Annotated in this window: 23 protein-coding genes; 8 read left to right on the top strand and 15 right to left on the bottom strand. The window is 71.6% G+C overall.

Going from position 1 to position 26,628, the window contains the following annotated elements:
- Positions 1 to 5 precede the first annotated feature (5 nt).
- The 10 genes from ACX9GQ_RS06355 to ACX9GQ_RS06310 all read right to left on the bottom strand — a co-directional run bounded on the left by ACX9GQ_RS06355 (position 6) and on the right by ACX9GQ_RS06310 (position 12,339).
- Entirely contained in the window at positions 6 to 2,816 is a 2,811-nt protein-coding gene (locus ACX9GQ_RS06355) for a [protein-PII] uridylyltransferase (protein ID WP_459628705.1), read from the bottom strand.
- Between the two features lie 116 nt (positions 2,817 to 2,932).
- Positions 2,933 to 3,772 (bottom strand): EamA family transporter, encoded by an 840-nt coding sequence (locus ACX9GQ_RS06350; RefSeq protein WP_459628704.1) that lies wholly within the window; start codon positions 3,770 to 3,772, stop codon positions 2,933 to 2,935.
- An 88-nt stretch (positions 3,773 to 3,860) separates the two neighbouring features.
- A complete protein-coding gene (locus ACX9GQ_RS06345) occupies positions 3,861 to 4,352 on the bottom strand; it encodes an N-acetyltransferase family protein (RefSeq protein ID WP_459628985.1) in 492 nt (163 codons plus the stop codon).
- 614 nt (positions 4,353 to 4,966) lie between these two features.
- Positions 4,967 to 5,476 carry an OsmC family protein gene (locus ACX9GQ_RS06340; RefSeq protein ID WP_459628703.1) on the bottom strand — a complete coding sequence of 170 codons (510 nt, stop codon included), beginning with the start codon at positions 5,474 to 5,476 and terminating at the stop codon, positions 4,967 to 4,969.
- A gap of 41 nt (positions 5,477 to 5,517) precedes the next feature.
- On the bottom strand, positions 5,518 to 6,303 hold the full coding sequence (locus ACX9GQ_RS06335; protein WP_459628702.1) for an ABC transporter ATP-binding protein: 786 nt from the start codon (positions 6,301 to 6,303) through the stop codon (positions 5,518 to 5,520).
- 3 nt (positions 6,304 to 6,306) lie between these two features.
- A complete protein-coding gene (locus tag ACX9GQ_RS06330) occupies positions 6,307 to 7,143 on the bottom strand; it encodes an ABC transporter permease (RefSeq protein WP_459628701.1) in 837 nt (278 codons plus the stop codon).
- Positions 7,144 to 7,215: 72 nt separating this feature from the next.
- A complete protein-coding gene (locus ACX9GQ_RS06325; RefSeq protein ID WP_459628700.1) occupies positions 7,216 to 8,202 on the bottom strand; it encodes an aliphatic sulfonate ABC transporter substrate-binding protein in 987 nt (328 codons plus the stop codon).
- Between the two features lie 335 nt (positions 8,203 to 8,537).
- Positions 8,538 to 9,422, bottom strand: a complete 885-nt coding sequence (gene mepA, locus ACX9GQ_RS06320; RefSeq protein WP_459628699.1) for a penicillin-insensitive murein endopeptidase — start codon at positions 9,420 to 9,422, stop codon at positions 8,538 to 8,540.
- Positions 9,423 to 9,454: 32 nt separating this feature from the next.
- Positions 9,455 to 11,302, bottom strand: a complete 1,848-nt coding sequence (locus ACX9GQ_RS06315; RefSeq protein ID WP_459628698.1) for a hypothetical protein — start codon at positions 11,300 to 11,302, stop codon at positions 9,455 to 9,457.
- 200 nt (positions 11,303 to 11,502) lie between these two features.
- Positions 11,503 to 12,339, bottom strand: a complete 837-nt coding sequence (locus ACX9GQ_RS06310) for an EamA family transporter (RefSeq protein WP_459628697.1) — start codon at positions 12,337 to 12,339, stop codon at positions 11,503 to 11,505.
- 272 nt (positions 12,340 to 12,611) lie between these two features.
- Between ACX9GQ_RS06310 and ACX9GQ_RS06305 the strand changes: the two genes are divergently transcribed.
- A complete protein-coding gene (locus tag ACX9GQ_RS06305) occupies positions 12,612 to 13,487 on the top strand; it encodes a helix-turn-helix domain-containing protein (RefSeq protein ID WP_459628696.1) in 876 nt (291 codons plus the stop codon).
- A 266-nt stretch (positions 13,488 to 13,753) separates the two neighbouring features.
- Here the strand turns inward: ACX9GQ_RS06305 and ACX9GQ_RS06300 are convergent, their stop codons facing one another.
- Entirely contained in the window at positions 13,754 to 15,433 is a 1,680-nt protein-coding gene (locus ACX9GQ_RS06300) for an MFS transporter (protein WP_459628984.1), read from the bottom strand.
- A gap of 881 nt (positions 15,434 to 16,314) precedes the next feature.
- On the opposite strand from ACX9GQ_RS06300, the gene ACX9GQ_RS06295 reads away from it, so the two are divergent.
- From ACX9GQ_RS06295 to ACX9GQ_RS06280, 4 genes are all read left to right on the top strand, one after another.
- Positions 16,315 to 16,716: a hypothetical protein gene (locus tag ACX9GQ_RS06295; RefSeq protein ID WP_459628695.1), complete on the top strand. Its 402-nt coding sequence runs from the start codon at positions 16,315 to 16,317 to the stop codon at positions 16,714 to 16,716.
- Positions 16,717 to 16,801: 85 nt separating this feature from the next.
- The gene (locus ACX9GQ_RS06290; protein ID WP_459628694.1) at positions 16,802 to 17,182 is read left to right on the top strand and encodes a rhodanese-like domain-containing protein; all 381 of its coding nucleotides are present in this window, start codon (positions 16,802 to 16,804) and stop codon (positions 17,180 to 17,182) included.
- 364 nt (positions 17,183 to 17,546) lie between these two features.
- Positions 17,547 to 17,996: a cupin domain-containing protein gene (locus ACX9GQ_RS06285; RefSeq protein ID WP_459628693.1), complete on the top strand. Its 450-nt coding sequence runs from the start codon at positions 17,547 to 17,549 to the stop codon at positions 17,994 to 17,996.
- A 118-nt stretch (positions 17,997 to 18,114) separates the two neighbouring features.
- A complete protein-coding gene (locus ACX9GQ_RS06280; protein ID WP_459628692.1) occupies positions 18,115 to 18,630 on the top strand; it encodes a TIGR00645 family protein in 516 nt (171 codons plus the stop codon).
- Between the two features lie 506 nt (positions 18,631 to 19,136).
- Here the strand turns inward: ACX9GQ_RS06280 and lepA are convergent.
- Positions 19,137 to 20,942: a translation elongation factor 4 gene (lepA, locus tag ACX9GQ_RS06275; protein WP_459628983.1), complete on the bottom strand. Its 1,806-nt coding sequence runs from the start codon at positions 20,940 to 20,942 to the stop codon at positions 19,137 to 19,139.
- A gap of 762 nt (positions 20,943 to 21,704) precedes the next feature.
- Entirely contained in the window at positions 21,705 to 22,790 is a 1,086-nt protein-coding gene (gene hrcA / locus ACX9GQ_RS06270) for a heat-inducible transcriptional repressor HrcA (RefSeq protein WP_459628691.1), read from the bottom strand.
- A 300-nt stretch (positions 22,791 to 23,090) separates the two neighbouring features.
- On the opposite strand from hrcA, the gene rph reads away from it, so the two are divergent.
- Both rph and rdgB read left to right on the top strand, forming a co-directional pair.
- Positions 23,091 to 23,804, top strand: a complete 714-nt coding sequence (rph, locus tag ACX9GQ_RS06265) for a ribonuclease PH (RefSeq protein ID WP_459628690.1) — start codon at positions 23,091 to 23,093, stop codon at positions 23,802 to 23,804.
- A gap of 70 nt (positions 23,805 to 23,874) precedes the next feature.
- Positions 23,875 to 24,504 carry an RdgB/HAM1 family non-canonical purine NTP pyrophosphatase gene (rdgB, locus tag ACX9GQ_RS06260; protein ID WP_459628689.1) on the top strand — a complete coding sequence of 210 codons (630 nt, stop codon included), beginning with the start codon at positions 23,875 to 23,877 and terminating at the stop codon, positions 24,502 to 24,504.
- Positions 24,505 to 24,529: 25 nt separating this feature from the next.
- Here rdgB and ACX9GQ_RS06255 read toward each other — a convergent pair whose 3' ends face one another.
- Positions 24,530 to 25,165, bottom strand: coding sequence for a trimeric intracellular cation channel family protein (locus ACX9GQ_RS06255; RefSeq protein ID WP_459628688.1), 636 nt, complete (start codon positions 25,163 to 25,165; stop codon positions 24,530 to 24,532).
- 413 nt (positions 25,166 to 25,578) lie between these two features.
- Entirely contained in the window at positions 25,579 to 26,034 is a 456-nt protein-coding gene (locus tag ACX9GQ_RS06250) for a c-type cytochrome (RefSeq protein WP_459628687.1), read from the bottom strand.
- 230 nt (positions 26,035 to 26,264) lie between these two features.
- On the opposite strand from ACX9GQ_RS06250, the gene ACX9GQ_RS06245 reads away from it, so the two are divergent.
- Positions 26,265 to 26,588: a hypothetical protein gene (locus ACX9GQ_RS06245; RefSeq protein ID WP_459628686.1), complete on the top strand. Its 324-nt coding sequence runs from the start codon at positions 26,265 to 26,267 to the stop codon at positions 26,586 to 26,588.
- Positions 26,589 to 26,628: the final 40 nt, after the last annotated feature.

Here is a 26,628-nt window from a genome sequence, read left to right as displayed (position 1 = left end):
CGGCCTCACCGCCCCGCGGCGACGGGCTTCGGGCGCACGGGCTCCTTGTCCTTCGTGCCGTTGCCGCCCAGCACCTCGATAAGGGTCCGGCGGATGGCCGCGTGGCGGGCCGGGTTGGCGATCTTCGTGCCGGTGAGGTCGGTGACGTAGAAGACGTCGACCGCCTTCTCGCCGAAGGTGGCGATGTGCGCGCTGGCGATGTTGAGGTTGAGCTTCCCGAGCGCGGTCGTCAGCTCGTAGAGGAGGCCCGGACGGTCGAGGCCGCTGACCTCGACGACCGTGTAGCGGGCCGACACGGCATTGTCGATGACGACGTCCGGCGGCACGGTGAAGGCCTTCGACACCGGGCGCTCCGGCGCGCGGGCGGCGACCGCCTCGGCGATGCGGGTCTCGCCCTTCAGCGCGCGCTCGATGTGCTGCGCGACGCGGCCGGCGCGGCGCAGCTCGTCCTCGTCGCGGTCGAAGGCGCGCGAGATGAAGATCGTGTCGAGCGCCAGCCCGTCCGTCGTCGTGTAGATCTGCGCATCGACGATGTTCGCCCCGGCGGCGGCGCAGGCGCCGGTGATGATCGCCAGCAGGCGCGGGTGGTCGGGGGCCGCGACGGTGAGCTCGGTCACGCCGCGGAAGCCGTCCGTCGCCACCTCGGTCGACAGCGAGCGCATCTCCTGCTCGGCGGCGAGCAGGAACTTGGCGTGCTTCACCTTGCGGGCGAGGTCCACCTTGAGCCAGTAGGCCGGGTAGTGGCGCGCGACATAGGCATCGAGGTCGGGGTCGGACCAGCCCGGCAGCGCCCGGCGCAGCTCCTCCTGCGCCCGGCGCACGCGCTGCTGGCGGTCGATGGCGGAGTGGCCGCCCGCAAGCACGATCTCCGTCTCCCAGTAGAGCGTGCGCAGCAGCTGGCCCTTCCAGCCGTTCCACACGCCCGGACCCACCGCCTTGATGTCGCAGACGGTGAGCACGAGCAGCATCTTCAGCCGCTCCAGAGTCTGCACCGTGGCGGCGAAGGTCTCGATGGTGCGCGGGTCGGAGAGGTCGCGGCTCTGCGCCGTCGTCGACATCACCAGATGGTGCTCGACGAGCCAGGCGACGTTGTCGACCTCCGCCTCGTCGAGGCCGAGCCGCGGCCCGAGCTTGCGCGCGATGCGGGCGCCAGCGGTGGAGTGGTCCTCCGGCCGGCCCTTGGCGATGTCGTGGATGAACAGCGCCACCGCCAGCACGCGGTGGTTGATGATGGTCGGCAGGATCTCGTTGGCGACCGGCAGTTCCTCCTTCAGGAGGCCCTTCTCCAGGTCCGCGAGGATGCCGATCGAGCGCAGAAGGTGCTCGTCCACCGTGTAGTGGTGGTACATGTTGAACTGCATCATCGCCACGACGCGGCCGAACTCGGGGATGAAGCGGCCCAGCAGCCCCGACTCGTTCATGCGGCGCAGCACCACCTCAGGCGCGTTGCGCGAGGTGAGGATCTCCAGGAACAGCCGGTTCGCCTCGGGGTTGCGGCGCAGCGCCGGGTCCACCAGCTTCAGCGACCGCGTGACGAGGCGGCTGGCATCCGGGTGGATGAGGCGGTTCAGCTTGTCGGCGAGGCGGTAGAGCCGCAGCAGGTTGACCGGGTCCTTGCGGAACACGTCGGGGTTGCCGACGCCGAGGCGGTCGTTGTCGATGACGAAGTCGGCGCTGTCGGCGATGGCGCGGCCGGAGCGGCGGAAGCGGCCGACGAGCCGGTCCAGCATGGCGCGCGGCTTGGTGTGGCGGGCCTCCAGCGCCGCGCAGACGATGGCGGTGAGGTCGCCGACGTCCTTGGCGACGAGGAAGTAGCGCTTCATGAAGCGCTCGACCGACGACAGCCCGCCGCGCCCGGCATAGCCGATGCGGTCGGAGACGAGGCGCTGCAGGTCGAAGGTGAGCCGCTCCTCGGCCCGTCCGGTGACGAAGTGCATCTCGCAGCGCACCCGCCACAGGAACTCCTCGCAGCGCAGGAAGAGCTGGCGCTCCTCCTCGTCGAACAGGCCGGCGGAGACGAGGTCCTGCGTGTCCTTCACGCGGTAGACGTACTTGGCGATCCAGAACAGCGTGTTCAGGTCGCGCAGGCCGCCCTTGCCCTCCTTGATGTTGGGCTCGACGAGGTAGCGCGAGGAGCCGGCGCGGCCGACGCGCTTCTCGCGCTCGGAGAGCTTCTCGGCGACGAACTGGGCCGCCGTGCCCTGCACCACGTCGCGGTCGTAGCGCTCCTCCATCTCGCGGTAGAGGCCGGTGTCGCCGGCGAGGTAGCGCGCCTCCAGCATGGCCGTGCGGATGGTCATGTCCGCCTTGGCCTCGCGGATGCACTCCTCCACGGTGCGCACCGAGTGGCCGACCTTCAGCTTGAGGTCCCACAGCGCGTAGAGGATCGCCTCGACGATGCTCTCGGACCACGGCGTGGACTTGTAGGGCAGCAGGAACAGCAGGTCGACGTCGGATCCCGGCGCCAGCGTGCCGCGCCCGTAGCCCCCGACGGCGGCGACGCAGAGCCGTTCCGACGACGACGGGTTGTCGACCGGATAGAGCTCGCGCACCGCGAGGTCGTGCAGCGTCACGACGATGGCGTCCATCAGGTCGGACAGGCGCCAGGCGCAGTTGAGCCCGTTGCGCTCCTTCTCCAGCAGGTCGCGGGCGCGTTCGCGGCCGGTGCCGAGCGCCTCGCGCAGCACGCCGACCACGGCGGCGCGCCGGGCGGCCTGGTCCTGGCCGGCCTCCAGGAGGGCCTTTCGGGCGCCGGCCTGCAGCGCCGCACGGTCGAAGACGGGGGAGGCCTGGAAGGGGGGGGCGGCAGAGGCCATGCGGGTCACGGTCGTCGGGGCGGGGCGGCGGGTGCGCGCACCCGCCGCCTTTGCCTGCCCCTTTCGCGCGGCCGCGTCAATTCGCCATCGCGCCGGCGCCTGCGGTGCCGGGAGGCTCAGGACAGGCGGATCAGCACGATGCCCGCCACCGCCAGCCCGGCCGCCGTCCAGCGCAGCGGTCCGATGCGCTCGCGCAGGATCGTCGCGGCCATCAGCACGCCGAAGAACACGCTCGTCTCGCGCAGCGCCGACACCGGCCCGGTCGGCCCATGCGTGAAGCCGTAGAGGATGGCGAAATAGGACAGCATCGACACCGCGGCCGCGGCGCTGGAGAACGCCCAGGTGCGGCGGATGGCGCCGACGATGTCGACCTTCTCCAGCCTCATGAGGACCGCCAGCAGCAGCGCATTCACCGCCGCGACGAGCATGCCGTAGGTCCAGATGTCGCCCGACAGGCGCACGCCGCGGGCGTCGGCCAGCACGAAGCAGGCGTTGGAGAGGCCGGCGGCGATGGCCAGCGCGATGCCCTTCCCGTCGGCCTCGCCGGCCCGGCGGCCCGAGAGCGCCAGCAGGAACACGCCCGACGAGATGAGCGCGACGCCGCCGGCGCCGAGCGTGGAGATGCGCTCGCCGAAGACGCCGAAGCCCATCAGCGCCACGGCGAGCGGCGACGTGCCGCGGATCATCGGGTAGCCCACGGCGAAGGGCATGCGCCGGTACGTCGCCATGATCAGGCGCATCGTCAGCACGTTGAAGACGGCGCCGACCGCCATCCAGACGAGCGACTCGCGGCTCGGCAGGCCCAGCCACAGCAGCGGCGGCACGCAGATGACGCCGCTCATGATGACGACGGAGGCGAAGGCCGTGCCCGGGTCCGGGCGCTGGCGCGTCGCCATGTTCCATCCCGCGTGCAGGATGGCGCTGGCGAGGCCGGCGAGGAAGACGAGCAGCGTCACGGGCGAGGAGCGTGTCCGGGGACGGTGGGGGAACGACCGCCGACCATCGCCCGTCCCGGGCGCCCGGACCAGCCGGGCGCGGCGGCGGTCAGGCCAGCGTCTTCTGCATGAGCACGAGGTCGAGCCAGCGGTCGAACTTCCACCCGACCTCCTTAAGCCGCCCCGCCTCGACGAAGCCGAAGCCGTGATGGAAGTGGATCGAGGCCCGGTTGCCGGCCTCGATCCCGGCGATCATGACGTGCTTGCCGAGGGCCTGCGCCGCCTCGATCAGCGGCGGCATCAGCTGCTTGCCGACACCCTTCCCGTGGTGGTGGCGGTGCACGTAGATCGAGTGCTCGACCGTGTGGGCGTAGCCGTCCCAGGGGCGGAAGTCGCCGAAGGAGGCGAAGCCGACGACGGTCCCGGCGAGGTCGGCGACCAGTACCGGGTAGCCCTTGTCCTGCCGGTCGCGCAGCCACGTCCGGCGGCTCTCGAGGTCCGTCGCATGGTGCGACCAGATCGCGGTCGTGTTGAGGATCGCGTCGTTGGTGATGTCGAGGATGGCCGGGAGGTCGGCCTCGCCGGCCGGCCGGATGGTCACGTTCATGCTGCCCTCGCGGGGGTACGCCTGAAGCTGTGGTATCGCAGAACCGCGCGGGGAGCCATCCCGCCGGCCATCCGGACGACTGCGACCCCGCCCTGACGCGCCCCTCACCCCCCAATGCCTCCCTCCGAGGGGGAGGGGTCGGAGAGGTCCGGGCTTGAGGTGGCGCCGGGGCGAGACGGGCCGCAGCATGAGCCGGACAAGGCCCGTGGCCGGCCGCCATGGCGGGTGGGAAGACATGAAGGCGGAGTGACCCCCACCCCCGATCCCTCCCCACAAGGGGGAGGGGGGCGGAGAGGTCCGGGCCTTTTCGATGTTCTCGGGCGGGAAGGTCCAGGAGCGCGCCGGGCACAACCGAGGCGCCGTCAACAGGCCTCTTCAACCGCGCCGGCATCCCCTCCCCCTGTGGGGAGGGGTTGGGGTCTCTCCGAGCAGGGGCTCCACGTTCAGTCAATCGCCGCCGGGCCCCCGCATCCATGGCGCAGAGCCGCAGCGCCCTCAGAAGGGCTCTTCGACCGCGCCGGCGCCCCCTCCCCCTTGTGGGGAGGGGCAGGGGTGGGGGTCTCTCCGGGCGGGCTCCCACCCTCGGATGAACGCCCGCCGGCCTCCGCTCAGCCGCGGTTCATGCGCACCGTCAGCTGCGGCTTCTGGTTGATCGTCTGGAAGACGACGCAGTAGCGCTCGGTGAGCTTGAGCAGGGAGTCGAGCTTCTCCTGCGGGGCGTCGGTGTCGACGTCGAAGGTCAGGCGGATCTCGCGGAAGCCGACGGGGGCCTCGCGGTCGACGCCGAGCGTGCCGCGGAAGTCGAGGTCGCCCTCGGCGCGCACGGTGCCCCGGCGCAGCGGGATCTCGAGCGCCGTGGCCACGGCCTTCAGCGTCACGCCGGCGCAGGCGACGAGCGCCTCGAGCAGCATGTCGCCGGAGCACAGCTCCATCCCGGTGCCGCCGGAGGCCGGGTGCAGGCCAGCCTCGACGATGGCGCGGCCGGTCTCCAGCTTGCAGGCGATCTTGCTCTCGTCGACCTCGCCGGAGGCCTTCAGCGTGATGACCGCCGCGTCGGGCGCCTCGCGGTACTTCGCCTTGATGGGGGCCTGCAGGGCGCGCAGCGCGTCGGCGTCCATGACCGTCTCCGTCCTGTGTGTCGTTGATGCCGGGGCGACGCCTACCACCAGAGCGCGGCGCCGCTGTCGGCCGTCTTCGGGGGCTCGGTGTCGGATGTCTTGAGCGAGCGGTCAAGGGCGTTGAGCACCCGCCGCTTGGCCTTGTCGAAGCCCACCGCCAGCTTGTCGCGGGGGCGCGGCGCGCCGACGGTGATCGACTCGTAGAGGCGCCCGGGGCGCGGGCGCATCACCACCACGCGGTCGGCCAGCGTCACCGCCTCCTCCACGTCGTGCGTCACGATGACGACGGTCGGCCGGCTCGCCTCCCACAGCGTGAGCAGGTGCTCGTGCAGGCTGGCGCGGGTGAAGGCGTCGAGCGCCGAGAAGGGCTCGTCGAGCAGCAGCACGCGGGGCCTGGCCACCAGCGCGCGGGCGATGCTGACGCGCTGCTGCTGGCCGCCGGAGAGCTCGCGCGGCCAGCGCTTCGCGTGCTCGGCGAGGTGGACGCGCTCCAGCGCGTCGGCGACGCGGGCGGCGCGCTCGCCGGCCGGCAGGTCGTGGATGCCGAAAGCGACGTTGTCGGCCACGGTGAGCCAGGGCAGCAGGCGCGGCTCCTGGAAGGCGATGCCGACGAAGGGGTGCGGCGCGAGGATCGTCTCGCCGTCGACGACGATGCGGCCCTCGGTGGCCTGGTCGAGCCCGGCGACGAGGCGCAGCAGCGTGGTCTTGCCGCAGCCCGAGCCGCCGACGAGGGCGACGATCTCGCCGGCCTCGACCTTGAGGTTGATGCCCGACAGCGCGCGCGTGCCGTCGGCGTAGGTCTTGGACAGGGCCTCGACGACAAACATCGCTCAGAGCCTGTCGCGCACGGTGTCCTGCCAGCGCACCAGCGGGCGCGTCGACTGGACGAGGATGGTGTCGCACAGCTTGCCGAGCAGCGCGAAGGTGATGATGGCGGCGAGGATGCGGTCAGGCCGGCCCATCTGCTGGCCGTCGACCAGCAGGTAGCCGAGCCCCTCCGACGCGCCCATGAACTCGGCGGCGACCACGAACATGAATCCGAGGCCGAGCCCCGAGCGCAGCGAGATGAGCCAGGCCGGCAGCACCGCGGGCAGGACGACCCGGCGCACCATGTCGAACTTCGACAGCCGGAACACGCGGCCCACCTCGACCAGCTTGCGGTCGATGCCCTCGATGGCGCCGGCGACGCCGAGATAGACGGGGAAGAACACGCCGACCGCGATCAGCGCCACCTTCGACGCCTCGAAGATTCCGAGCCACAGGATGAACAGCGGAACCCAGGCGATGGAGGGCACCGCGCGCAGCGCCTGCAGGCTGGGGTCGAAGATGCGGCGCACGGTGTCCGACGTGCCGGCCAGCGCGCCCATGACCGTGCCGGCGGCGGCGCCCAGCGCGAAGCCGGCGGCGACGCGCAGCAGCGTGGCGACGATGTGCGTGGTGAGTTCGCCCGAGCGGGCGAGGTCGGCGAGCGTGTCGAGGATGCGCGAGGGCGGCGGCATCAGCCGGCCCTGCGCCCAGCCGGCGCGCACAGCGAGCTCCCAGCCGAGCGCCAGCGCGAGCGGCAGCAGGAGGCCGAGCAGCATCCGGGCCGAGGGGACGCGCGATCGCGGCGCCTTCTGCGGCGCCGCGAGAGCCTCGTCTGCGATGATCGGAGAGGGGATCGACATGCGTTGGAGGCATCCGGTCCGGCGGCGGGCGGCGCACTCTGCCCCGCCCGCGCCGTGCCGTCGAGTGCGGGCTTACTGCGTGGCGGAGGAGCCGAGGTACTTGGGCTCGATCAGGCCGGCGACGACCGCCTTGATGTCGAGCTTGGCGTCGAGCACGCCGGCCTCCTGCAGGGCGATGCCGGCGGCGACGATGGTGTCGGCCTGCTGCTGGCCGATCGGGCCGAAGGTCAGCTCGGTGCGCTCCAGCTGGCGGGCGATGACGGTGTCGGGGAGCTTGGTCGCGGCGACGAGGCTCCTGGTCAGCTCGGCCTTGTTGGCGAGCGACTGCTTGCGCGCCTCCTCGTAGACCTTCAGCACGCGCTTGACGATCTCGGGGTTCTGCTTGGCGAACTCCTCGCGGACATTGAGCACGCCCCAGGTGTTGGCCTCCGGCTTGCGGTAGAACAGCCGCGCGCCGCCCTCGATCTCGGCCGCGGCCATGATCGGGTCGAGGCCGGCCCACGCCTCGACGTCGCCGCGCTCCAGCGCCAGGCGGCCGTCGGCGTGCTGCAGCAGCACCAGCTTCACGTCCTTCTCGGTGAGCTTGTTCTCGGCGAGCGCGCGCACGAGGAAGATGTGGGGGTCGGTGCCGCGGGTCACGGCGACGCGCTTGCCCTTCAGGTCGGCGACCGTCTTGATCGGGCTGTCGCCCTTGGTCACCAGCGCCGTCCACTCGGGGCGCGAGTAGACGTAGATCGACTGGATCGGGTTGCCGTTGATCTTGCCGACCAGCGCGGCGGCGCCCGCCGTCGAGCCGAAGTCGAGCGAGCCGGCGTTGAGGAACTCGAGCGCCTTGTTCGATCCGGCGGACTGCACCCAGCGGATGGTGATGCCGTCCTTGGCGAACTCCTTCTCGAGGAGCCCCTGGTCCTTCAGGACGAGGCTGACCGGGTTGTAGGTGGCCCAGTCGATGCGGATCTCCTTCACCTGCGCCGAGGCCGGCGCGGCGGCGAGGGTGGCGGCGGCAAGACCCGTGAACGCAAGGCTTGCGAGGGCGAAACGGCGGCTGATCGTGACCATGGCGGTCCTCCTATCGTGTTCCACGTGCAGGGGGTGCGGTCGTGGGACGGAGGATGATCAGGCCTCGCCCGCGGCGCTTTAGCTGCATTTGTCCCGGGGTCCCGGATCGCTCCGGCCCCGCCGCGCCCAGCAAGCTGCTCGCTCAAATCGGCGCGTGTTTGTTCTTTAGGGACGTCCGTTCGGTTTGTCAAACAGAACGGGAGGTGATGTGAATCGAATAATTTCACATTTTTCTTCGTTTAATCGAAGCCGGAGACGCGGCAGATGACCGGTGCACGGCCCCTTTCCTTCTCCCCGAAGGCGGGGAGAAGAGAGAGCGCGGCACCTCTCCCTTGCTACGGCGCCGTCAGCACCTGTCGGCAGGCGGGGGGCAGCTGGGCCATGGTCATGGGCGGCACGGGCCTGGAGGGCTTCGCCGGCGCGCGGGCCTCCTTCGTGAACCACCAGTCGAGTTCCTTGCCGCAGCCGTCGCCGCCGGGCGGCGGCTCCTGCGGCACGCAGTCGTCCGAGGCGGCGGGGCACGCCATGCGCAGGTGCATGTGGAAGGTGTGGCCCCAGATCGGCCGCACGCGGGCGAGCCACGCGCGGTCCGTCCCCGCCTCGCGGCACAGCGCCTTCTTGATGGCCGGGTTGACGAACACCCGCTCGATGCGCGGCTCCATGGCCGCCGCGCGGATGAGGGCGACGTGCGCCTTCGTCCAGCGTGCCGGGTCGACGTCCATCCCGTCGGCGGCCACCATCTCATGGGGGATCATGTCCTCGCGTTCCTGCCGCGACAGCACGCGCGACGGCATCGGCGTGAGCCAGACGTCGGCGTCGAGGCCGATCTGGTGGGAGGCGTGCCCGGTCTTCATCGGCCCACCGCGCGGCTGGGCGATGTCGCCCACCAGCAGCCCCGGCCAGCCGGCCGTCGCCGGCACCTTGGCGGCGAAGGAGGTCAGCATCGCGACCAGCGCCGGGTGGCCCCAGTTGCGGTTGCGCGACAGGCGCATCGCCTGCCAGTGCGGGCCCTCGGTGGGCAGCATCACGCCGCCGGCGAGGCAGCCCTTGGCGTAGCTGCCGACCGGCGTCGCGGGCAGCGTCGTCGTCGGCCCGGCGACGGCGCCGAAGAGGTCGCGCGCGGCCGGTTCGGCGGCGGCGGCGGGCCGGGCCGCGAACAGCGCGAACGGGGCGGCGACGAGGGCGAGCGCCAACCGTGCGGGGGACCAGGGACGCGGCATGCCGGCTCTCCGTCGGGGCCGGCCGCGCCGGCTCAGGGGTCGAGCACCCGGTAGAGGAGCAGGCCCGGCGGAGCGCCGGGCACGGGCGCCAGCCAGCCGGGCACCTCGCGGCGAATCAGCCGCGCGGCGAGCCCGTCGGGTGCGGTGGCGGCGTAGTGTTCGACCTCCTCGGCGGCGGTGCAAGCCGCCACATAGCGGATGCCGAGCCGCTTCGCCGCCGCCCGCGCCTCGTCCGGCGGCAGGGCGAGGAAGCGGTAGCCGGCGAGGATGCCGTGCTCCATGCGGTGGTAGGGGGCCGACAGCACGGCGTGCGGCGTGCCGGCGAGGATGAAGGGCCCGCTGTGGACGAAGGCCGCCACGATGCCGGGCGGCAGGCCGCGCAGCGGCGCGTAGCTCGCCGTGGAGAAGCAGGACTGGCGGTAGCCGGTCTGCGCCGTCACCGCTGCGGTGTCCCCCGCCCCGGCGAGGCCCGGCACCATCGCCACGGCGAGGGTCGGCGTGGCGGAGCTGGCGACGACGAGCCCCGCGGCGAGCGCCACGGCGGGCGAGCCGCCGGCCTCCCGGCGCCGCTCGGCGACGAGGCCGATGGTGGCGGCGAGGACGGGCAGCGCCAGCACGTTGGCGTAGAACATCATGCGCTGCTGCACGAGGCCGAGCGCCAGCGCGATCAGGAAAGCCACGGCCCACGCGATGAGGACCGTGCGCGCCATCGGCGCCGCCCGGGTGCGCCGCGCCAGCCACGGCAGCGCCGCCAGCGCCAGCAGCGGCCCGGCGCCGAGCACCAGCGCGGCCGAGCGGTTCGCCGCCCAGACCCGATGAAGGGGCAGCGTCTCCTGCACGTTGTCGAGCCACGCGGCGTAGAGCGCCGGGTCCAGCTTCGCGTAGGGGCCCCGCAGGCAGGCGGGATCGATCGCGATCACGGCGGCGGCCGCAGCGGCGCCCACCATCACCAGCCCGCCGACGCGCGCCGCCGTCGAGGTCCGGGCGGCCGGCAGCAGCGCCACCGCGGCGAGGCCGGCGCCGCCGACGACGGCGGCGGCCAGCCACGGCAGGGACAGCGCGTCGCAGGCCGCCACGCCCCAGCGGGCGGCGGGGATGGTGCCGGCATAGAGCGCGGCCGTGCCGGCGGCGAAGGAGAGGCCGTAGCCCGCCGCCGCCCGCCGCGTCGCGGGGTCGAGTCCGAGCACCAGCGCAGCGCCGCCGGCGACCATGGCGAGGAAGGGCAGCGTTTCCAGCCCCACGGCCAGCGCCGCGGCGCTGCAGAGGCCCGCGGCGACGCCGTGGCGCGCGGCGGGGCCGGCGAGGAGGTTCGCAAAGGCCCACAGCAGCAGCGTCGCCTGCAGGCCGTGGTGGTCGATCCGGCCCGGCGCGAACTGCCAGACGATGGCAAGCGAACTCGCCGCCAGCACCGCTGCGGCGATGCCCGCCCAGCCGGCGGCGGCGGGTCCCGCGAGGCGCTCGGCGATGGCGCGCAGCGCCAGCATGGCGACGAGCAGCAGCACCGCCGGCCACCACGTCATCGCCGCCACCTCGGCGGCGCGGGTGCCCATGAACGGCTCCAGCCCGCGGATCGCCAGCGCCAGCGGCAGGTCGGCGAGGCGCGACCAGTGCATCGGGATGCCGGCGCCGGGGTCGAGCCGGTGCTGCACGAGGTCGGTCCAGCCCTGCCCGGCGAGCAGGTCGCGCACTTGAACGAGGCGCATCGCGTCGTCGGTATCGCCGAAGACGGTCCCGACGTCGCGCGCCGACGCCACGGCCATCGCCGTCGCCGCCGCCCACGCGGCGAGCGTGGCGACGAGACCGGGTGGCCAGGGAGCCCGGCGCTGGCCGGCCAGCGGCGTTGCGGCGTCCCGCGAAGGGGACGCATGGGGGAGGCTCATCGGCGCGGTCGCTCGGGTTGCAGGCGCCCGACTTCATCCCATGCGCCGTAAATAATCCGTTCGGCGGGCGGCCCCTCATCCGGCCCTTCGGGCCACCTTCGCCCCGCCTGCGGGGAGAAGGTGCCCGCGCAGCGGGCGGACGAGGGGGGCGGGAGCGGGCAGCAGCCCGCGCCCGCGCGGCGGACGAGGTGTCCGCGCCCTCACCCCATCCTGATCAGCGCCAGCCCGGCGACGATCAGCACGGCCGAGACGATGCGGTGCGGCATCAGCGGCTCGCGCAGCACGATCACCGCGATGGCGGTGGCGAAGAGCACGCTCGTCTCGCGCACCGCGGCGACGAGGGCGATGGGGGCCTGCGTCATCGCCCACACCGCGATCCAGTAGGCGCCGAAGGCGGCCGCGCCTCCGGCGAGGCCGGGGCCCAGCACGGTCAGCATCGGCGCCATGCCGCGCAGGCCCCTCAGGCCGGCCACGAAGGCGAGGCAGGTGAGGCCGTCGAACAGGAACACCGCCGCGATGTAGGCGTGCGGGTCGCCGGCGGCGCGCGCTCCCATGCCGTCCGCCAGCGTGTAGAGCGAGATCGTCACCGCCGTCAGCAGCGCCCAGCGGACGGCGGAGCGGTCGAGGCCGCTGCGGCCGCGCAGCGCCAGCAGGCCGATGCCCGTCGCCAGCACGAGGATGCCGGCGACGGAGAGCGGCGCCAGCGGGTCGCGCACCAGCACGAGCGAGCCCAGCATGGTCATCAGCGGCGCCGAACCGCGGGCGATGGGATAGACGAGCCCCATGTCGGCCCGCCGGTAGGCCTGCGTCAGCGCCAGCGCGTAGCCGAGATGCAGCACGGTGGACGCCGCCAGCCAGGGCCAGGACGGCGCGGCGGGGAAGCCGGTCCACAGCATCAGCCCCGCGCCGAACAGGCCGGCGCCGCCGTTGACCAGCGTCATCGCCAGCAGCGGCTCGATTCGGACCTTCAGCACCGCGTTCCAGCTGGCATGCAGCAGCGCGGCGACGAGCACGGCGAGGAAAACGGGCGTGCTCACGCGCGGCTTGCCTGTGAAATCGGCGCAATCTCCAGCCGTGACGACGCAATTATACAATCGGATGTACGTATTCTTACCGACACCGGCCAAGCTCTGGTTTGCTAGCCTCGTTGCCCGGTCGGTCACATCCGTGACCCCCCGCTGGAGGCTTCGTGCTATCGCTCATCCGGTTCCCGGCTGTACGATCCACCGATCCTGACGAGATTTACGCCAGCATCAAAGGGCGAAATCCGGGGGTCAGGCGGGTCTCCCTTCCCAGCGGCCGAGACAGCATGATGCTCGTCGCGAACCATGTCCGGCTTGGCACGACGTCGCTCATCTCCGGTCGCTGCTCGCCCTACGCCGTCGACATCGAGCCCGACGGCTTGATCCGGGTCCAGATCCCCACGATGGGCGAGATCCGCCTCGCCTCCGGCAGCGTGGAACGCAGCTTCGGGGCGCGCGGCGACGCCTGCCTGCTTCCCGCGGCGCCGGTCACGACCACTGTACCCGGCCGCTACGCCTCCACCGTGGTGACGGCCGAGCGCGCCCGGATCCAGGGCCTGATGGAGGCGCTCGGCAGTTCCGCCCGCGCCGAGGCCGCGCTCGACGCCAGCTTCGGCCTCGCCGGCCTGCCGGAGGCCCCGGCCTTCGTGGCGCAGGCTGCGGCCATCTGCCGGTCGCTCGACGAGGCGCCCGCAGCACTGCTGGCGCTGGACGCCTTCAAGCGCTCCAACGACGAGCTGCTCGCCATCCGCCTTGCCCACCTGCTGTCGGCCGCCGCCGGCCTGCCGGAGGCGGCGGCGGCGCTGGAACCGGCGACGCTGCGGCGCTGCCTCGACTACCTGCACGCGCACGCCTTCGACGACGTGTCGCTCGAGGCCATGGGCCGGGAGGCCGGCGTCAGCCTGCGCGCCGCGCAGATGCTGTTCCGCCGCCACCTCGACACCACGATCACCGGCTACCTGCGCGGGCTGCGGCTGACCGCGGCGCGGGAGCGCCTCGGCGCCCCCTCGACGGGCGACACGGTCACCTCGGTGGCGCTCGACTGCGGCTTCTCGCACCTCGGCGAGTTCGCCGCCGCCTACAAGGCAGCCTTCGGGGAGCGCCCGTCGCAGACCCTGCAGGCCGGCCGCGCGTCCCGCCCGGCCGCCGGCAGGGCAGCTTGAGCTTCGCAATTCCGACAGCGTTTCGCGCTGCCGATAGACCGCGTGTTACCGGTCCGGAAACCTCCGGCGGTCGCGAAGGGCGGTCCTGGCTCCCACCCTTGTAGTTCCCCGCGCCAACCCCGGTCACGGAGCCCACCGGGACCTCTTCCGCCCGCCGCGCGCCTGCGCGGGCGTCTTCGCGGCCCCGCCGCACGGCCCCCATCGACGACGAAGGCCGGCCCCTCGCGGGGCCGGCCTCGTTGCGGTCCGTCCGGTGACGGCGGCGCTCAGCGCGCCGCGTCCTCGGCGAAGATGTCCTTGTCCTTGTTCTCCGGCACGAAGATCATGCCGATGACGAAGGTCATCATGGCGATGACGATCGGGTACCAGAGGCCGAAGAAGATGTCGCCGGACTGGGCGATCATCGCGAAGGCCGTGGCCGGCATCAGGCCGCCGAACCAGCCGTTGCCGATGTGGTAGGGCAGCGACATGCCGGTGTAGCGGATGCGGGTCGGGAAGAGCTCGACGAGCGCCGCCGCGATCGGGCCGTACACCATCGTCACCAGGATCACCAGGTAGGTGAGCACCAGCACGAGGGTGAAGGTCTGGGCGCGGAAGATGTCGAAGAAGCCCGACATCTTGACGATCGTGTCGTTCTTCACGCCGGCGACGGGGTAGCCCACCGCGCCGAGCGCGTCGTTGACCTGCTTGGTGAAGGCGGCCGGGACCGTCTTCGCCTGCTCGGCGGTCAGGGAGCCGGCCTCGTAGGAGGCGACCTCCGTGTTGCCGATCTTGATCTTCGTGACCGAGCCCTTCGGCGCCTCCTGCACGGTGTAGTTGACCGAGCTGCGGGCGAGCGTCGCCTTGGCGATGTCGCACGAGCTGGTGAACTTGGACGTGCCGGTCGGGTTGAACTGGAACGAGCACTGGTCCTTGTCGGCGACGACGACGACGCTGGCCGTGGTCTGCGCCTTGAAGAGCATCGGGTTCGCCGTCTCCGAGAGGAACTTGAAGACGGGGAAGTACGTCAGCGCGGCGAGCAGGCAGCCGGCGAGGATGATCGGCTTGCGGCCGATGCGGTCCGACAGCGAGCCGAACACGATGAAGCCCGCCGTGCCGAGGATTAGCGACCACGCGATCAGCACGTTGGCCGTGAACATGTCGACGCGCAGGATGCTCTGCAGGAAGAACAGGGCGTAGAACTGGCCCGTGTACCAGACCACCGCCTGGCCGGCGACGAGGCCGAGCAGCGCGATGACGGCGAAGCGGGCGTTCTTCCACTGGCCGAAGGCCTCGGACAGCGGCGCCTTGGACTGGGTGCCCTCCTCCTTCATCTTCTTGAAGGCCGGGCTCTCCTCCATCTGCATGCGGATCCACACCGAGATCGCGAGCAGGAAGATCGAGAGCAGGAACGGAATGCGCCAGCCCCACTTGGCGAACTCCGCCTCGCCGGTCCAGCTGCGCACCGCCAGGATGACCATCAGCGACATCAGCAGGCCGAGGGTCGCCGTGGTCTGGATCCACGAGGTGAAGTAGCCGCGGCGGCCCGGGGGGGCGTGCTCGGCCACGTACACCACCGCGCCGCCGTACTCGCCGCCGAGCGCGAGGCCCTGCAGCATGCGCAGCACGATGAGGATCACCGGCGCGACCCAGCCGATCGTCTCGTAGGACGGCAGCAGGCCGACGATGAAGGTCGACGCACCCATGATCAGGATGGTCATGAGGAAGGTGTACTTGCGGCCGACGAGGTCACCCAGGCGGCCGAAGAACAGCGCGCCGAACGGGCGCACGAGGAAGCCGGCGGCGAAGGCCAGCAGCGCGAAGACGTTGCGCGTGGCCTCCGGGAAGGCCGAGAAGAACTGCGCGCCGATGATCGCGGCGAGCGAGCCGTACAGATAGAAATCGTACCACTCGAAGATGGTGCCGGCGGACGAGGCCAGGATGACGCGCTTCTCCTCGCGGGTCATCGGCCTGCGCCGTTCGGCGACCGTGGATCCGACCACAGCCGACATGCGTTACCCTCCATTGGGGCCGCGCACCCGCTCGGGGGCGTCACGGCCGTTGCCCTTGCCCCCCTCCCACGGAGGACCGGTGGAAGATGGTTCAGCTTCAGCCGGCTTCAATCCTTCGTGATCGGTAAATCTACTTAGCCTTTGGAATAACAGCCGTCGTTCGTGGAACTATTCTCCACGTTACAGCTGTTCAATAAAGCTCGTCGGAAGTTTTGTGCGATGCAACAGTGACATTGTACATGACAATGCCGATTGACACTCCGCGTGGCTGTGCACTCGTCTCGATGTTGCTGAGATAGGAGGGGCTCCGCCCATCCGCCGCCCCCGCTCTTCGCCGACCGCCCCTCATCCGGCGCTTCGCGCTCCTGGACCGCCGCCCCTCATCCGGCGCTTCGCACGCCTGGCCCGCCGCCCCTCATCCGGCGCTTCGCACGCTTGGCCCGCCGCCCCTCATCCGGCGCTTCGCGCCACCTTCTCCCCGCAAGCGGGGCGAAGGGCCGCGGCACCCGCGCGCCCGTCCGGAGGAACCGTGCGGAGGCCGGGGATACCCTTCTCCCCGCAGGCGGGGAGAAGGTGCCCCGAAGGGGCGGATGAGGGGCGGGAGCGGGCAGCGGCCCGCGCCCGTGGCCCAGCCGATGAGCGGCCTCGTCCGGCCCGGGACGCACCAAAAACCTCCGACGTCCTGCAATCGCATTGTGCGCCACACGCGGTGGTGGCATGATTTCCCGTGTCGCGTCTGTGGTTTACGGCCACGCTCACGCCGGATCGTCCTCCGGCCGCGGCGCCGTCCCTGCGCGATTCCCCCGCGGCGACCGCCGCCTTGCAGGAGCGTCCCGATGAAGGCTTCAACCCTGAGTTTCCAGGCTGCTGTTCTGCTCGTCCTCGTGGGGATGGGCTGGGGCATCGCGATGGCCGCCAGCGGCGACCACAGCACGCATCCGGCCCATGCGCACCTCAACCTCCTCGGCTGGGTGTCGCTCTTCCTCTTCGGAATCTTCTACCACCTGCACCCAGCGCTCGACCGCTCGCGCGCCGCGCTGGCGCAGGTGTGGGTGTGGATCGTCGCCACCGTGGTGCTGGCGGTCGGCGTCGGCCTGGTCCATTCCGGACGGGACATTGGCGACCCCATTGCCGGCGTCTCCTCCATCGTCGTCTTCGCCGACATGGCGTTCTTCGCGTGGCTGGTGTTCCGCAACCGGGCGCAGGCAGCCGCCCCGTCGGCGATCCCGGCCGAGTGAAGACCTGCTATCCTCCAGGAGCGGCGGGCCGGATTCCCCGGCCTGTCGCTGTCATCGCCATCGCCTGCCACCGGAGACCCCGCCGATGCCCTCTTCCGTCAAGGACATGCTCGCCGCCGCCAACGCCGTCGTGCCGAAGCTCGCCCCCGAGGAGGCGGCCCAGAAGATCCGCGCCGGCGGCGTCCTCGTGCTCGACGTGCGCGACCCCACGGAGGTGCAGCAGTCCGGCAAGATCGCCGGCGCCGTCGCCGTGTCGCGCGGCATGCTGGAGTTCAGGGCGGACCCGGACAGCCCCTACCACGACAAGGCCTTCAGCAAGGACGCCACCATCCTCGTCCACTGCGCCTCGGGCGGCCGCTCGGCGCTGGCCGGCAAGACGCTGAAGGACATGGGCTACGCCAACGTCTTCAACGCCGGCGGCTTCAAGGACCTCGCCGCCACCGGACTGCCGGTCGAGAAGGCCTGATCGGGCGTCGTCTCCCGCCGCCGCGGGCGGTCGCGGGGGCGCAACGTTCGCCGCGCCACCGGGCCTGAGCCTGCCTCTTCCGCAGCCGGCACCGCCTGAGTCGGCCCCCGCCACGGTCGGGTTCCACCGCCCGGCGCGGCGCCAAGGCCCATCGATACCCCTCCTCCACGCCGCTCCGCCTCCGGCCGGCCCTGCCCTTCTCCCCTCCCCCTCGTGGGGAGGGGCAGGGGGTGGGGGCCTCCCGGCCGCACGGCGCGGAGCAGCGGGGGCTCCTGTGGCCGCTCGGGCCGACGCATGGACTCCCGCCCGCCGCCCGGCCATGCTGGGTCGGGCCGTCGCGAACGGCCGTCGGGGGGAGGACACCATGGGCGATCTGGAGAAGGGCATCACCCGCGTCGGCGAGGGCTATCGCGGCAAGGTCTGGAACATTCTGGGGCAGGTCTACTACCCCAAGGCCACCTGCGACTCGACCTTCGCCTTCGAGACCAACAGCGCGCCGGGCCAGTTCGTGCCCGTGCACATCCACCCGACGCAGGACGAGTTCATCCTGATGCTGGACGGCGTCCTCGACCTCAAGCTCGACGGCGTCTGGACGCAGGCCCGCGCCGGCGACCTCGTGCGCATGCCGCGCGGCATCCCGCACGGCTACTTCAACAAGTCCGACCAGCCGGCCCGGGCGCTGTTCTGGGTGTCGCCGTCGCGCAAGCTCGAGGCGCTGTTCGACGCGCTCCACGACCTCACCGACATCCCGCGCATCATCGCCCTGTCGCAGGAGCACGAGGTCGACTTCCTGCCCCCCGAGGCCAACGACTGACCGGCGGGCGGGGTCCCGCCCCGTCTCCCCATGGGGATTGCGCCCCGTGAGTCATCCGCTGGCGCCGCGCCTGCGCATATGGTGCAGGTGAAGGCACGCTGATTCGCGCGGGGACGGCATGATCGAACGGACGCTCGAGAAGTTCCTCTTCGCCAGCCGCTGGCTGCTGGCGCCGTTCTACGTGTCGCTGGTGGTGGCGCTGGCCCTGCTGCTGGTGAAGACCATGCAGGAGGTGTGGCACTTCATCCTGCACGTCGGCGAGCAGGGCGAGGCGGACGTCATCCTGGCGGTGCTGTCTCTCATCGACCTCACCTTCACCGGCTCGCTGATCGTCATCGTCATCTTCTCGGGCTACGAGAACTTCGTCTCCAAGATCGACGAGAACGAGCACAAGGACTGGCCCGAGTGGATGGGCAAGATCGACTTCAGCGGCCTCAAGCTGAAGCTGCTCTCCTCGATCGTCGCGATCTCGGCGATCCAGCTGCTCAAGGCCTTCATGAACATCAAGAACACCTCGGACCGCGACCTGCAGTGGCTGGTCATCGTCCACCTCGTGTTCGTCGGCTCGGGCGTCATCCTCGCGCTCACCGACAAGATCTCCGCCGAGACGAAGCCGGCCAAGGCGGCGAAGTAGGGCGGTCGCGAGTGCGAGGGCCGCGAGCGTCGGCCGTCGACGTCGACGGCCCGGTTCGCCCCGGCCCGGTTCGCCCCGGCGTCATGCTCGCCAGCGGCGCCGCGTCTCCCCGCGTCATCCCCGGCCGGAGCGGCGCAGCCGCGGAGGGGAAGGGGATCCACGGGATGTCGCGGCACGGTGGTCTGGATCCCCTTCCCGACCGGCTGCGCCGGTCGCCGGGGATGACGGCGGGAGGTCGGCAGCAGCGCCGCAACATCGCCAGAAGGCTATCAGGTCAGGCGCGCAAGGACACGGACAATGAAGGACACGGCGTTCCCCACGACGTTCCAGAGGAATGCGCGGGCCATCTCGACGATCCAGTCGCCGCGGTCCCCGTCCCTCGGTGTGCCGGGGCCGGATTGGACGTCCTGTTCGTATTCGCGTGTGGGGGGTCGCGAAGCTCAGGCGGCATTCGGTGACGATACTGCCCCCAGCTGGAGTGACGCCACCAACCGGCAGTTGCCGCCTCAGCTGTCCATCTTCAGGGCGGCGATGAAGGCTTCCTGGGGAATTTCCACCCGACCGAACTGGCGCATGCGCTTCTTGCCCTCCTTCTGCTTGTCGAGGAGCTTGCGCTTGCGGGTGATGTCGCCGCCGTAGCACTTCGCCGTCACGTCCTTGCGGAGCGCGGAGATGGTCTCGCGGGCGATGATCTTGCCGCCGATGGCCGCCTGGATCGGGATCTGGAAGAGATGCTGCGGGATGAGTTCCTTCAGCTTCTCGCACATCGCCCGGCCGCGCCCCTCGGCGCGGGTGCGGTGGACCAGCATGGACAGCGCGTCGACCGGCTCGGCGTTGACGAGGATCGACATCTTCACGAGGTCGCCGGGCTTGTAGTCGGTGAGGTGGTAGTCGAAGGAGGCGTAGCCCTTCGAGATCGACTTCAGCCGGTCGTAGAAGTCGAACACCACCTCGTTCAGCGGCAGGTCGTAGACGACCATGGCGCGCTTGCCGACGTAGTTGAGGTCGACCTGCGAGCCGCGGCGGTCCTGGCACAGCTTGAGGATGCCGCCGAGATACTCGTCCGGCGTGAGGATCGTGGCGCGGATCCACGGCTCCTGGATCTCCTCGATCTTCATCACGTCGGGCATGTCGGCCGGGTTGTGGAGCTCGATCTCCTCGCCGGTCTTCATGCCGATCTTGTAGATCACCGACGGGGCGGTCGCGATCAGGTCGAGGTTGAACTCGCGCTCCAGCCGCTCCTGGATGATCTCGAGGTGCAGCAGGCCGAGGAAGCCGCAGCGGAAGCCGAAGCCGAGCGCCGCCGAGCTCTCCATCTCGTAGCTGAAGCTGGCGTCGTTGAGGCGCAGCTTGCCCATCGCCGCCCGCAGGTCCTCGAACTGCGCCGCGTCCACCGGGAAGAGGCCGCAGAACACCACCGGCTGCGCCGGCTTGAAGCCCGGCAGCGCGGCGGCCGTCTGGCGCCGCGTCTCGGTGATGGTGTCGCCGACGCGGGTGTCGGCGACCTGCTTGATCTGCGCGGTGATGAAGCCGACCTCACCGGGGCCGAGCTGCTCGACGTCGGTCATCTTCGGCTTGAACACGCCGATGCGGTCGACCTCGTAGCGGGCGCCGGTGCCCATCATCGTGATGTCGGAGCCCTTCCGCAGCACTCCGTCGACGACGCGCACCATCACGACGACGCCGAGATAGGCGTCGTACCAGCTGTCGACCAGCAGGGCCTTCAGCGGCGCCTTCTCGTCGCCGGTGGGCGGCGGCAGGCGGGTGACGATCGCTTCCAGCACCGCCTCGATGTTGAGGCCGGTCTTGGCCGAGATCGGCACCGCGTCGGAGGCGTCCAGCCCGATGACCTCCTCGATCTGCGCTTTGATGCGGTCGGGCTCGGCCGCCGGCAGGTCGATCTTGTTGAGGACCGGGACGATCTCGTGGTTGGCGTCGAGCGCGTGGTAGACGTTGGCGAGCGTCTGGGCCTCCACGCCCTGCGAGGCGTCGACAACCAGCAGCGAGCCCTCGCAGGCGGCCAGCGAGCGCGACACCTCGTAGGCGAAGTCGACGTGGCCGGGCGTGTCCATCAGGTTGAGGATGTAGGACTTGCCGTCCTTCGCCTTGTAGTCGAGGCGCACCGTGTTGGCCTTGATGGTGATGCCGCGCTCGCGCTCGATGTCCATCGAGTCCAGCACCTGGTCGACCATCTCGCGTTCGGACAGCCCGCCGGTGAACTGGATCAGCCGGTCGGCGAGCGTCGACTTCCCGTGGTCGATGTGGGCGACGATCGAGAAGTTGCGGATGTTGTCGATGGGGTGCGCGGTCATGCGGGGGCAAATAGCAGCCGCGCCGCGGTTTTCCAAGCGACACTCGGGCGCGGGGGCCGGCGCGCCGGAGACCACCGCCGCCGGCCCGGCGCCTTCCGGCGTCCCCGACGCCATGGCCCCGCCCGCCGCGTCGACGGCCGCCTCCCCCGTCGGCGTGCCGGACGGGGCATCGCCCGCCAGAAGGGCTGCGACCTGCGCCGGCGTCAGGATCACGGGATCGGGGAAGGGGCGGACAGTGTGGCAATCGACGAACATCGCAACGGCCTCTGGGGAAAATTGACGACGGGAAACGGCAGGCAGACGACAATGGGATCGTGAACTATCGGTTTATTTTCCTATCATGAGCTGCCATGGGCGTCAAGGGCATCCCCGTCGCCCCGCCTGGGGGGAGAAGGGGACGCGCACGCGCCGGGCTTGCCCGGCTCGTGCCTCAAGGAATGCGGGAGCGGGTAACAGCCCGCGCCCGCTGCGCCGGATGAGGGGCGCCTGCAGGACCCTCGGCCCGTCACCGCCCCCTCCCCGTCATCCCCGGCCGGAGCGGCGCAGCCGCGGAGGGGAAGGGGATCCAAGGGATCGGGGGACCCCGCGTGACCGCCGCAGCTTGGCCTGGATCCCCTTCCCGCGCCTTCGGCGCGCCGGGGATGACGGCGGGAGAGGCTGCACGCCGGGATGCTGGCGGCGGGCCAGAGGATGGTCGGAGGGCCGGAGCGGACGGGAACCTTGGGCGTCGGACGACAGCGGTGGAGGGCTCGCCCCGCCGCGCTAGCGGTTGCCTTCCAGCAGGCGGCTGACGACGCGGGCGGTGTAGTCGACCATCGGTACGATGCGCGCGTAGTTCAGCCGCGTGGGGCCGATGACGCCGACGACGCCGACGATGGTGTGGCTGGCGTCGCGGAAGGGCGCGGCGATCAGCGAGGAGCCCGACAGGGAGAACAGCTTGTTCTCCGAGCCTATGAAGATGCGCACGCCCTCGGCGCTCTCGGCCCGGGTCAGGAGGTCGATCACCTCCTTCTTCGTCTCGAGGTCGGCGAACAGCAGGCGGATGCGCTCGAGGTCCTCGGCGGCGTGCAGGTCCTCCAGCAGGTTGGCCTGCCCGCGCACGATGAGCTGGCGCCCCTCGGAGGGGCCGCCCCAGCTGGCGAGGCCGCTCTCGACGAGCCGAGCCGTGAGCACGTCGAGCTCCTGCTCGGCGCGCTTGCGCTCGGTCTCGATCTCGGCGGCGATGTCGGCGATGGTCTTGCCGCGGATGCGCGCCAGCAGGTAGTTCGAGGCCTCGGCCAGCGCCGAGGCCGGCAGGCCCGCCGGCAGGTCGACGAGGCGGTTCTCGACCGAGCCGTCGTCGCCGACCAGGACGACCAGCGCGCGGGTCTGGTCGAGGCGGACGAACTCGATGTGGCGCAGGCGCTTGGCGGCCTTCGACGTCACCACCACGCCGGCCCCGCGCGACAGGCCGGACAGCAGCGCGCCGGCCTCCGACAGCAGGCCCTCGGTGGTCTTGCCCTGCCCCGCCGCGCGCACCTCCGCCTCGATGCGCGAGCGGTCCTCGGCGGAGACGTCGCCCACCTGCAGCAGCGCGTCGACGAAGAAGCGCAGGCCCGCCTCGGTCGGCAGGCGCCCGGCGCTCGTGTGCGGCGCGTAGATGAGGCCCGCCGACTCGAGGTCGGCCATGACGTTGCGCACCGAGGCGGGCGACAGCGTCATCGGCAGGATGCGCGACAGGTTGCGCGAGCCCACCGGCTCGCCCGTGGCGAGGTAGCTCTCGACGATGCGCCGGAAGATCTCGCGCGACCGCTCGTTGATGTCGACCAGCGCGCTGCGTCCCGGTTGGCTCGACTCAGGCCTGTTCATGCCCTCCACCGTGCGCCCTAACGCTGCCGTGCGCTAGAGTGTGGGGATGGCGGGCGTTGCGATCAAGGCGGCGAGGCGAGCCCGTCCTCCGCTTCGTCGTCGCATCCCCGCCACACCGGCGCGCCGCCGCCGGTCCGTCCCTTCTCCCCGCCTGCGGGGAAAAGGGGAGCGGCACCTCTGCGGGCGAACGTGACCAGCCTGCCGCACCTCGCGCGCATTTGCGGTTCCGCCCCGCGCCATCCTGCTCTAGAAGCGAGCCGCGGACGCCCGCGGCGGGCGCCGGAACACGGGGATCCCCTGATGCGACCCTCCAAGCGCGCTGCCGACGAACTGCGCAAGGTCAGCCTCGAGCGCGGCATCGCGCGCTATGCCGAGGGCTCCTGCCTGGTGAAGTTCGGCGAAACCCACGTCCTGTGCACGGCGAGCCTCGAGGAGCGCGGGCCGCCGTGGCTGCGTGGCACCGGCAAGGGCTGGGTGACGGCCGAGTACGCCATGCTGCCGCGCGCCACGCACGAGCGGACGCGCCGCGAAGTGACCGCCGGCAAGCCCTCCGGCCGCACGCAGGAAATCCAGCGCCTCATCGGGCGCTCGCTGCGCGCCGTGGTGGACCTCTCCGCCATCGGCGAGCGCCAGATCGTCATCGACTGCGACGTCCTGCAGGCCGACGGCGGCACCCGCACCGCCGCCATCACCGGCGGCTGGGTGGCGCTGCACGACTGCCTGCAGTGGATGCGCGGCCGCAACATGCTGTCGGGCACGGCCATGAAGGACCACGTGGCGGCGATCTCCTGCGGCATCGCCGGCGGCGTGCCAGTGCTGGACCTCGACTACGCCGAGGATTCCGCCGCCGAGACCGACGCCAACTTCGTCATGACCGGCACCGGCGGCATCGTCGAGGTGCAGGGCACGGCCGAGGGCAAGCCCTTCTCGGAGGAGCAGTTCCTCGCCCTCATGGCGCTCGCCCGCAAGGGCATCGGCCGCCTCGTCGAACTGCAGAAGCTCGCGGTCGGCTGAGCCGGCGGACACCAGGCGCGGACGGCTCCACGGAGCCGCCCCGGGACCTCGACACGACACGGAGCAGGGCATGGCGCGGCGACTGACGGGCCGGGTGGTGATCGCCACCCACAACAAGGGCAAGCTCGCCGAAATGCGCGACCTCCTCGGGCCGCACGGCGTCGACGCCGTGTCGGCGGGCGAGCTCGGCCTTCCGGAGCCGGAGGAGACCGGCACGACCTTCATCGCCAACGCCAAGATCAAGGCCCTGTCGGCGGCGCTGGCGGCGAAACTGCCTGCGATCTCTGACGATTCCGGGCTTTGCGTGGGCGCGCTCGACGGCGCGCCGGGCATCTACTCGGCCCGCTGGGCGGGGCCGTCGAAGGACTTCGCCCAGGCCATGGAGAAGGTCGAGGCGGCGCTGCGCGAGCGCGACGCCTTCGAGCCCGCCGACCGGCGCGCGTGGTTCGTCTCGGCGCTGTGCGTGGCCTGGCCGGACGGGCACACCGAGGAGTTCGAGGCGCGCGTCGACGGCACGCTGGTCTGGCCGCCGCGCGGCGACGCCGGCTTCGGCTACGACCCCATGTTCCTGCCCGACGGGCACGCCCGCACCTTCGGCGAGATGACGGCGACCGAAAAGCACGGCCTGCCCCCGCTCGGGCTCGGCCTCAGCCACCGCGCCCGGGCCTTCGTCATGCTGGCAAGCGACTGCCTCGCCTGAGCTTTTTCTCTCGGGTGCACCGACCTCAGCTGGTGCGGGCGGCGAAGGGCGGCAGCGACCAGTCGAACTGGATCGCCAGCGCGCGCAGTCCGAAGCCGGCGACGAAGCCGACGATGCCGGCCATCGAGTAGCCGAGGCCCAGCACCACGCAGATCGCGAAGGCCGACGAGCCGAGGAAGGCTGCTGTGACGTAGATCTCCTTGCGCAGGACGAGAGGCACCTCGCCGGCGAGGATGTCGCGGATGATGCCGCCGAAGCTCGCGGTCAGCGTGCCGAGCACCACGGCCGTGATGGGGTGGGCGCCGAACCAGAACGCCTTCTGCGCCCCCGTGACGGCGAAGATGCCCAGCCCGAGCGCGTCGGCCCACAGCAGCAGCTGGCGCGGCCGCAGGGCGGCCATGAGGCCGACGACGCGGGTGCCGGCCACGTAGGTGCCGATGCCGACGGCGGCGCAGATGACGAGGTCGGTCGGGTCGACGATCCAGAACACGGGCTGGCCGAGCAGCACGTCGCGCATCGACCCGCCGCCGATGCCCGTGACCGTGGCGAGCAGCGCGAAGCCGAACGGGTCCATGCCCTTGCGCGCCGCGACGAGCGCGCCCGTCAGGGCGAAGACGCCGACGCCGATCCACTCGACGATGTCACCCCAGTTCACGTCCATGCCCTGCTCCTGCATCCGGCGGAGCCCTTCTAGAGCATGTGGCGCAAAGAGGGAGTCCGCATGTTTGCAAGGTCTGGCCGGCGCGGATGCCGGGGCGGGCCACGACGGTGAGGCGCCGCCGTCGCGCCGCTGCTCCTCCCTCCCCGGTTCCGGCCAGGGCCGCCCGGAGCGAAGCGCCGGACGATGAGGGGCGACGACCCCTCATCCGGCCCTTCGGGCCACCTTCTCCCCGCAGGCGGGGCGAAGGGCCGGCGGCTCCGGCTCGAAACTGGACGTCCTGACCCGCTGCGGCAGCCTCGGAACACGGTCGAGACAACGGCCGCAGCGGCGGGGCGTCCCTTCGCCCCGCTCGCGGGGAGAAGGTGCCTCCGCGAAAGCGGAGGCAGATGAGGGGCGGGCGGCGCCCCCGGGACTCACTTCAGCGAGGCGAGGTAGTCGGCCGCGGCCGCGGCGTCGGCCTTCGACAGGCGGTAGGGAGGCATCGGCGGCCGGGGTTCGGAGCCGTCCGGGCGCCTGCCGGTCTGCAGGAAGGTCGCCATCTGCGCCTTGGTCCAGCCGGCGGGCAGGCCGGCGATGGGCGGCGCGACGTCGGCCCACGGCATCTCCATCAGCGGCTTGAAGCCGACGGGCGCGCCCTGCAGGGCCGTCGCCTTGACGATCTGGCCCTTGGCGTCGCGGGCCGAATGGCAGTCGCTGCACATGCCGATGTTCTCGACGAGGTAGCGGCCGCGCGCCACCGAGGCGCTCTCGGCGGCGCGCACGGGCGCCGCGAAGAGCGCCAGGCCGGCGCAGACGAGGGCAGTGACGGCCAGCGCGGTGCAGGCCTTGGCGGCGCCGTGCAGGGCGGCGGGGGACATTTCGGAATGCATGATCGTCTCTCTCCCAGGGCCGGTGCCGGCGAATCCCGCTCCGCCGGCCGGCATGGCCCCGCTGGTAGACCCGCCTCCGCGTTCGCCCTGTGCGATATCGCACACCCGGCACGAGCCGCGGGCACGTTGCGTCATGGCGGCGTGGGGGCTACCCCTTGGGCCGTGGGCGCGCCGGCGGCGGCGAATCGGACGGCGCGACCCTGCTGTCGCGTACCGATCGGGAGGCCCGAATGCTGAGGTCGCTGAGCCGCTTCCTGGGCTACTGCCTGCTCGCGGGGGCCTTCATCGCCCTCGTCGTGGACGGGACCCGCACCATCGCCTCCTCGCGGCTCGCCTGGATGACGGCCGAGGGCTTCGTCGAGCGCCTTTCCCCCGCCGCCCTCGCCTCCCTTCGCTCGGGCCTCGCCGGGCTCCACCCGATGCTGTGGGACCCGGTGACGACGACGCTGCTGCGCGGGCCGCTCGTGGTGGTCCTGTTCGTGCTGGGTCTCGCGCTCGTGCTGGCTGCCGCCGGCGGGCGGGAACCCGAGGTCGGCACCGTCTCTCGCCGCTGAGACGCCGTCGCCGGGCGGGAATCCCGCTGGACCTGCGGCG

This window comes from Alsobacter sp. R-9 (genome assembly GCF_054612375.1).
Note: the sequence above shows the minus strand (reverse complement) of the source record. Positions and strands in the feature narration are given on the sequence as shown.

What these genes read in the sequence shown, in the direction of transcription:
- ACX9GQ_RS06355 (WP_459628705.1), bottom strand. Translation starts at nt 2,816, where the DNA reads ATGGCCTCTGCCGCCCCCCCCTTCCAGGCCTCCCCCGTCTTCGACCGT.
- ACX9GQ_RS06340 (WP_459628703.1), bottom strand. Translation starts at nt 5,476, where the DNA reads ATGGACGCCGACGCGCTGCGCGCCCTGCAGGCCCCCATCAAGGCGAAG.
- ACX9GQ_RS06335 (WP_459628702.1), bottom strand. Translation starts at nt 6,303, where the DNA reads ATGTTTGTCGTCGAGGCCCTGTCCAAGACCTACGCCGACGGCACGCGC.
- ACX9GQ_RS06330 (WP_459628701.1), bottom strand. Translation starts at nt 7,143, where the DNA reads ATGTCGATCCCCTCTCCGATCATCGCAGACGAGGCTCTCGCGGCGCCG.
- ACX9GQ_RS06325 (WP_459628700.1), bottom strand. Translation starts at nt 8,202, where the DNA reads ATGGTCACGATCAGCCGCCGTTTCGCCCTCGCAAGCCTTGCGTTCACG.
- mepA (WP_459628699.1), bottom strand. Translation starts at nt 9,422, where the DNA reads ATGCCGCGTCCCTGGTCCCCCGCACGGTTGGCGCTCGCCCTCGTCGCC.
- ACX9GQ_RS06315 (WP_459628698.1), bottom strand. Translation starts at nt 11,302, where the DNA reads ATGAGCCTCCCCCATGCGTCCCCTTCGCGGGACGCCGCAACGCCGCTG.
- ACX9GQ_RS06305 (WP_459628696.1), top strand. Translation starts at nt 12,612, where the DNA reads ATGATGCTCGTCGCGAACCATGTCCGGCTTGGCACGACGTCGCTCATC.
- ACX9GQ_RS06300 (WP_459628984.1), bottom strand. Translation starts at nt 15,433, where the DNA reads ATGACCCGCGAGGAGAAGCGCGTCATCCTGGCCTCGTCCGCCGGCACC.
- ACX9GQ_RS06295 (WP_459628695.1), top strand. Translation starts at nt 16,315, where the DNA reads ATGAAGGCTTCAACCCTGAGTTTCCAGGCTGCTGTTCTGCTCGTCCTC.
- ACX9GQ_RS06290 (WP_459628694.1), top strand. Translation starts at nt 16,802, where the DNA reads ATGCCCTCTTCCGTCAAGGACATGCTCGCCGCCGCCAACGCCGTCGTG.
- ACX9GQ_RS06285 (WP_459628693.1), top strand. Translation starts at nt 17,547, where the DNA reads ATGGGCGATCTGGAGAAGGGCATCACCCGCGTCGGCGAGGGCTATCGC.
- ACX9GQ_RS06280 (WP_459628692.1), top strand. Translation starts at nt 18,115, where the DNA reads ATGATCGAACGGACGCTCGAGAAGTTCCTCTTCGCCAGCCGCTGGCTG.
- lepA (WP_459628983.1), bottom strand. Translation starts at nt 20,942, where the DNA reads ATGACCGCGCACCCCATCGACAACATCCGCAACTTCTCGATCGTCGCC.
- hrcA (WP_459628691.1), bottom strand. Translation starts at nt 22,790, where the DNA reads ATGAACAGGCCTGAGTCGAGCCAACCGGGACGCAGCGCGCTGGTCGAC.
- rph (WP_459628690.1), top strand. Translation starts at nt 23,091, where the DNA reads ATGCGACCCTCCAAGCGCGCTGCCGACGAACTGCGCAAGGTCAGCCTC.
- rdgB (WP_459628689.1), top strand. Translation starts at nt 23,875, where the DNA reads ATGGCGCGGCGACTGACGGGCCGGGTGGTGATCGCCACCCACAACAAG.
- ACX9GQ_RS06255 (WP_459628688.1), bottom strand. Translation starts at nt 25,165, where the DNA reads ATGGACGTGAACTGGGGTGACATCGTCGAGTGGATCGGCGTCGGCGTC.
- ACX9GQ_RS06250 (WP_459628687.1), bottom strand. Translation starts at nt 26,034, where the DNA reads ATGCATTCCGAAATGTCCCCCGCCGCCCTGCACGGCGCCGCCAAGGCC.
- ACX9GQ_RS06245 (WP_459628686.1), top strand. Translation starts at nt 26,265, where the DNA reads ATGCTGAGGTCGCTGAGCCGCTTCCTGGGCTACTGCCTGCTCGCGGGG.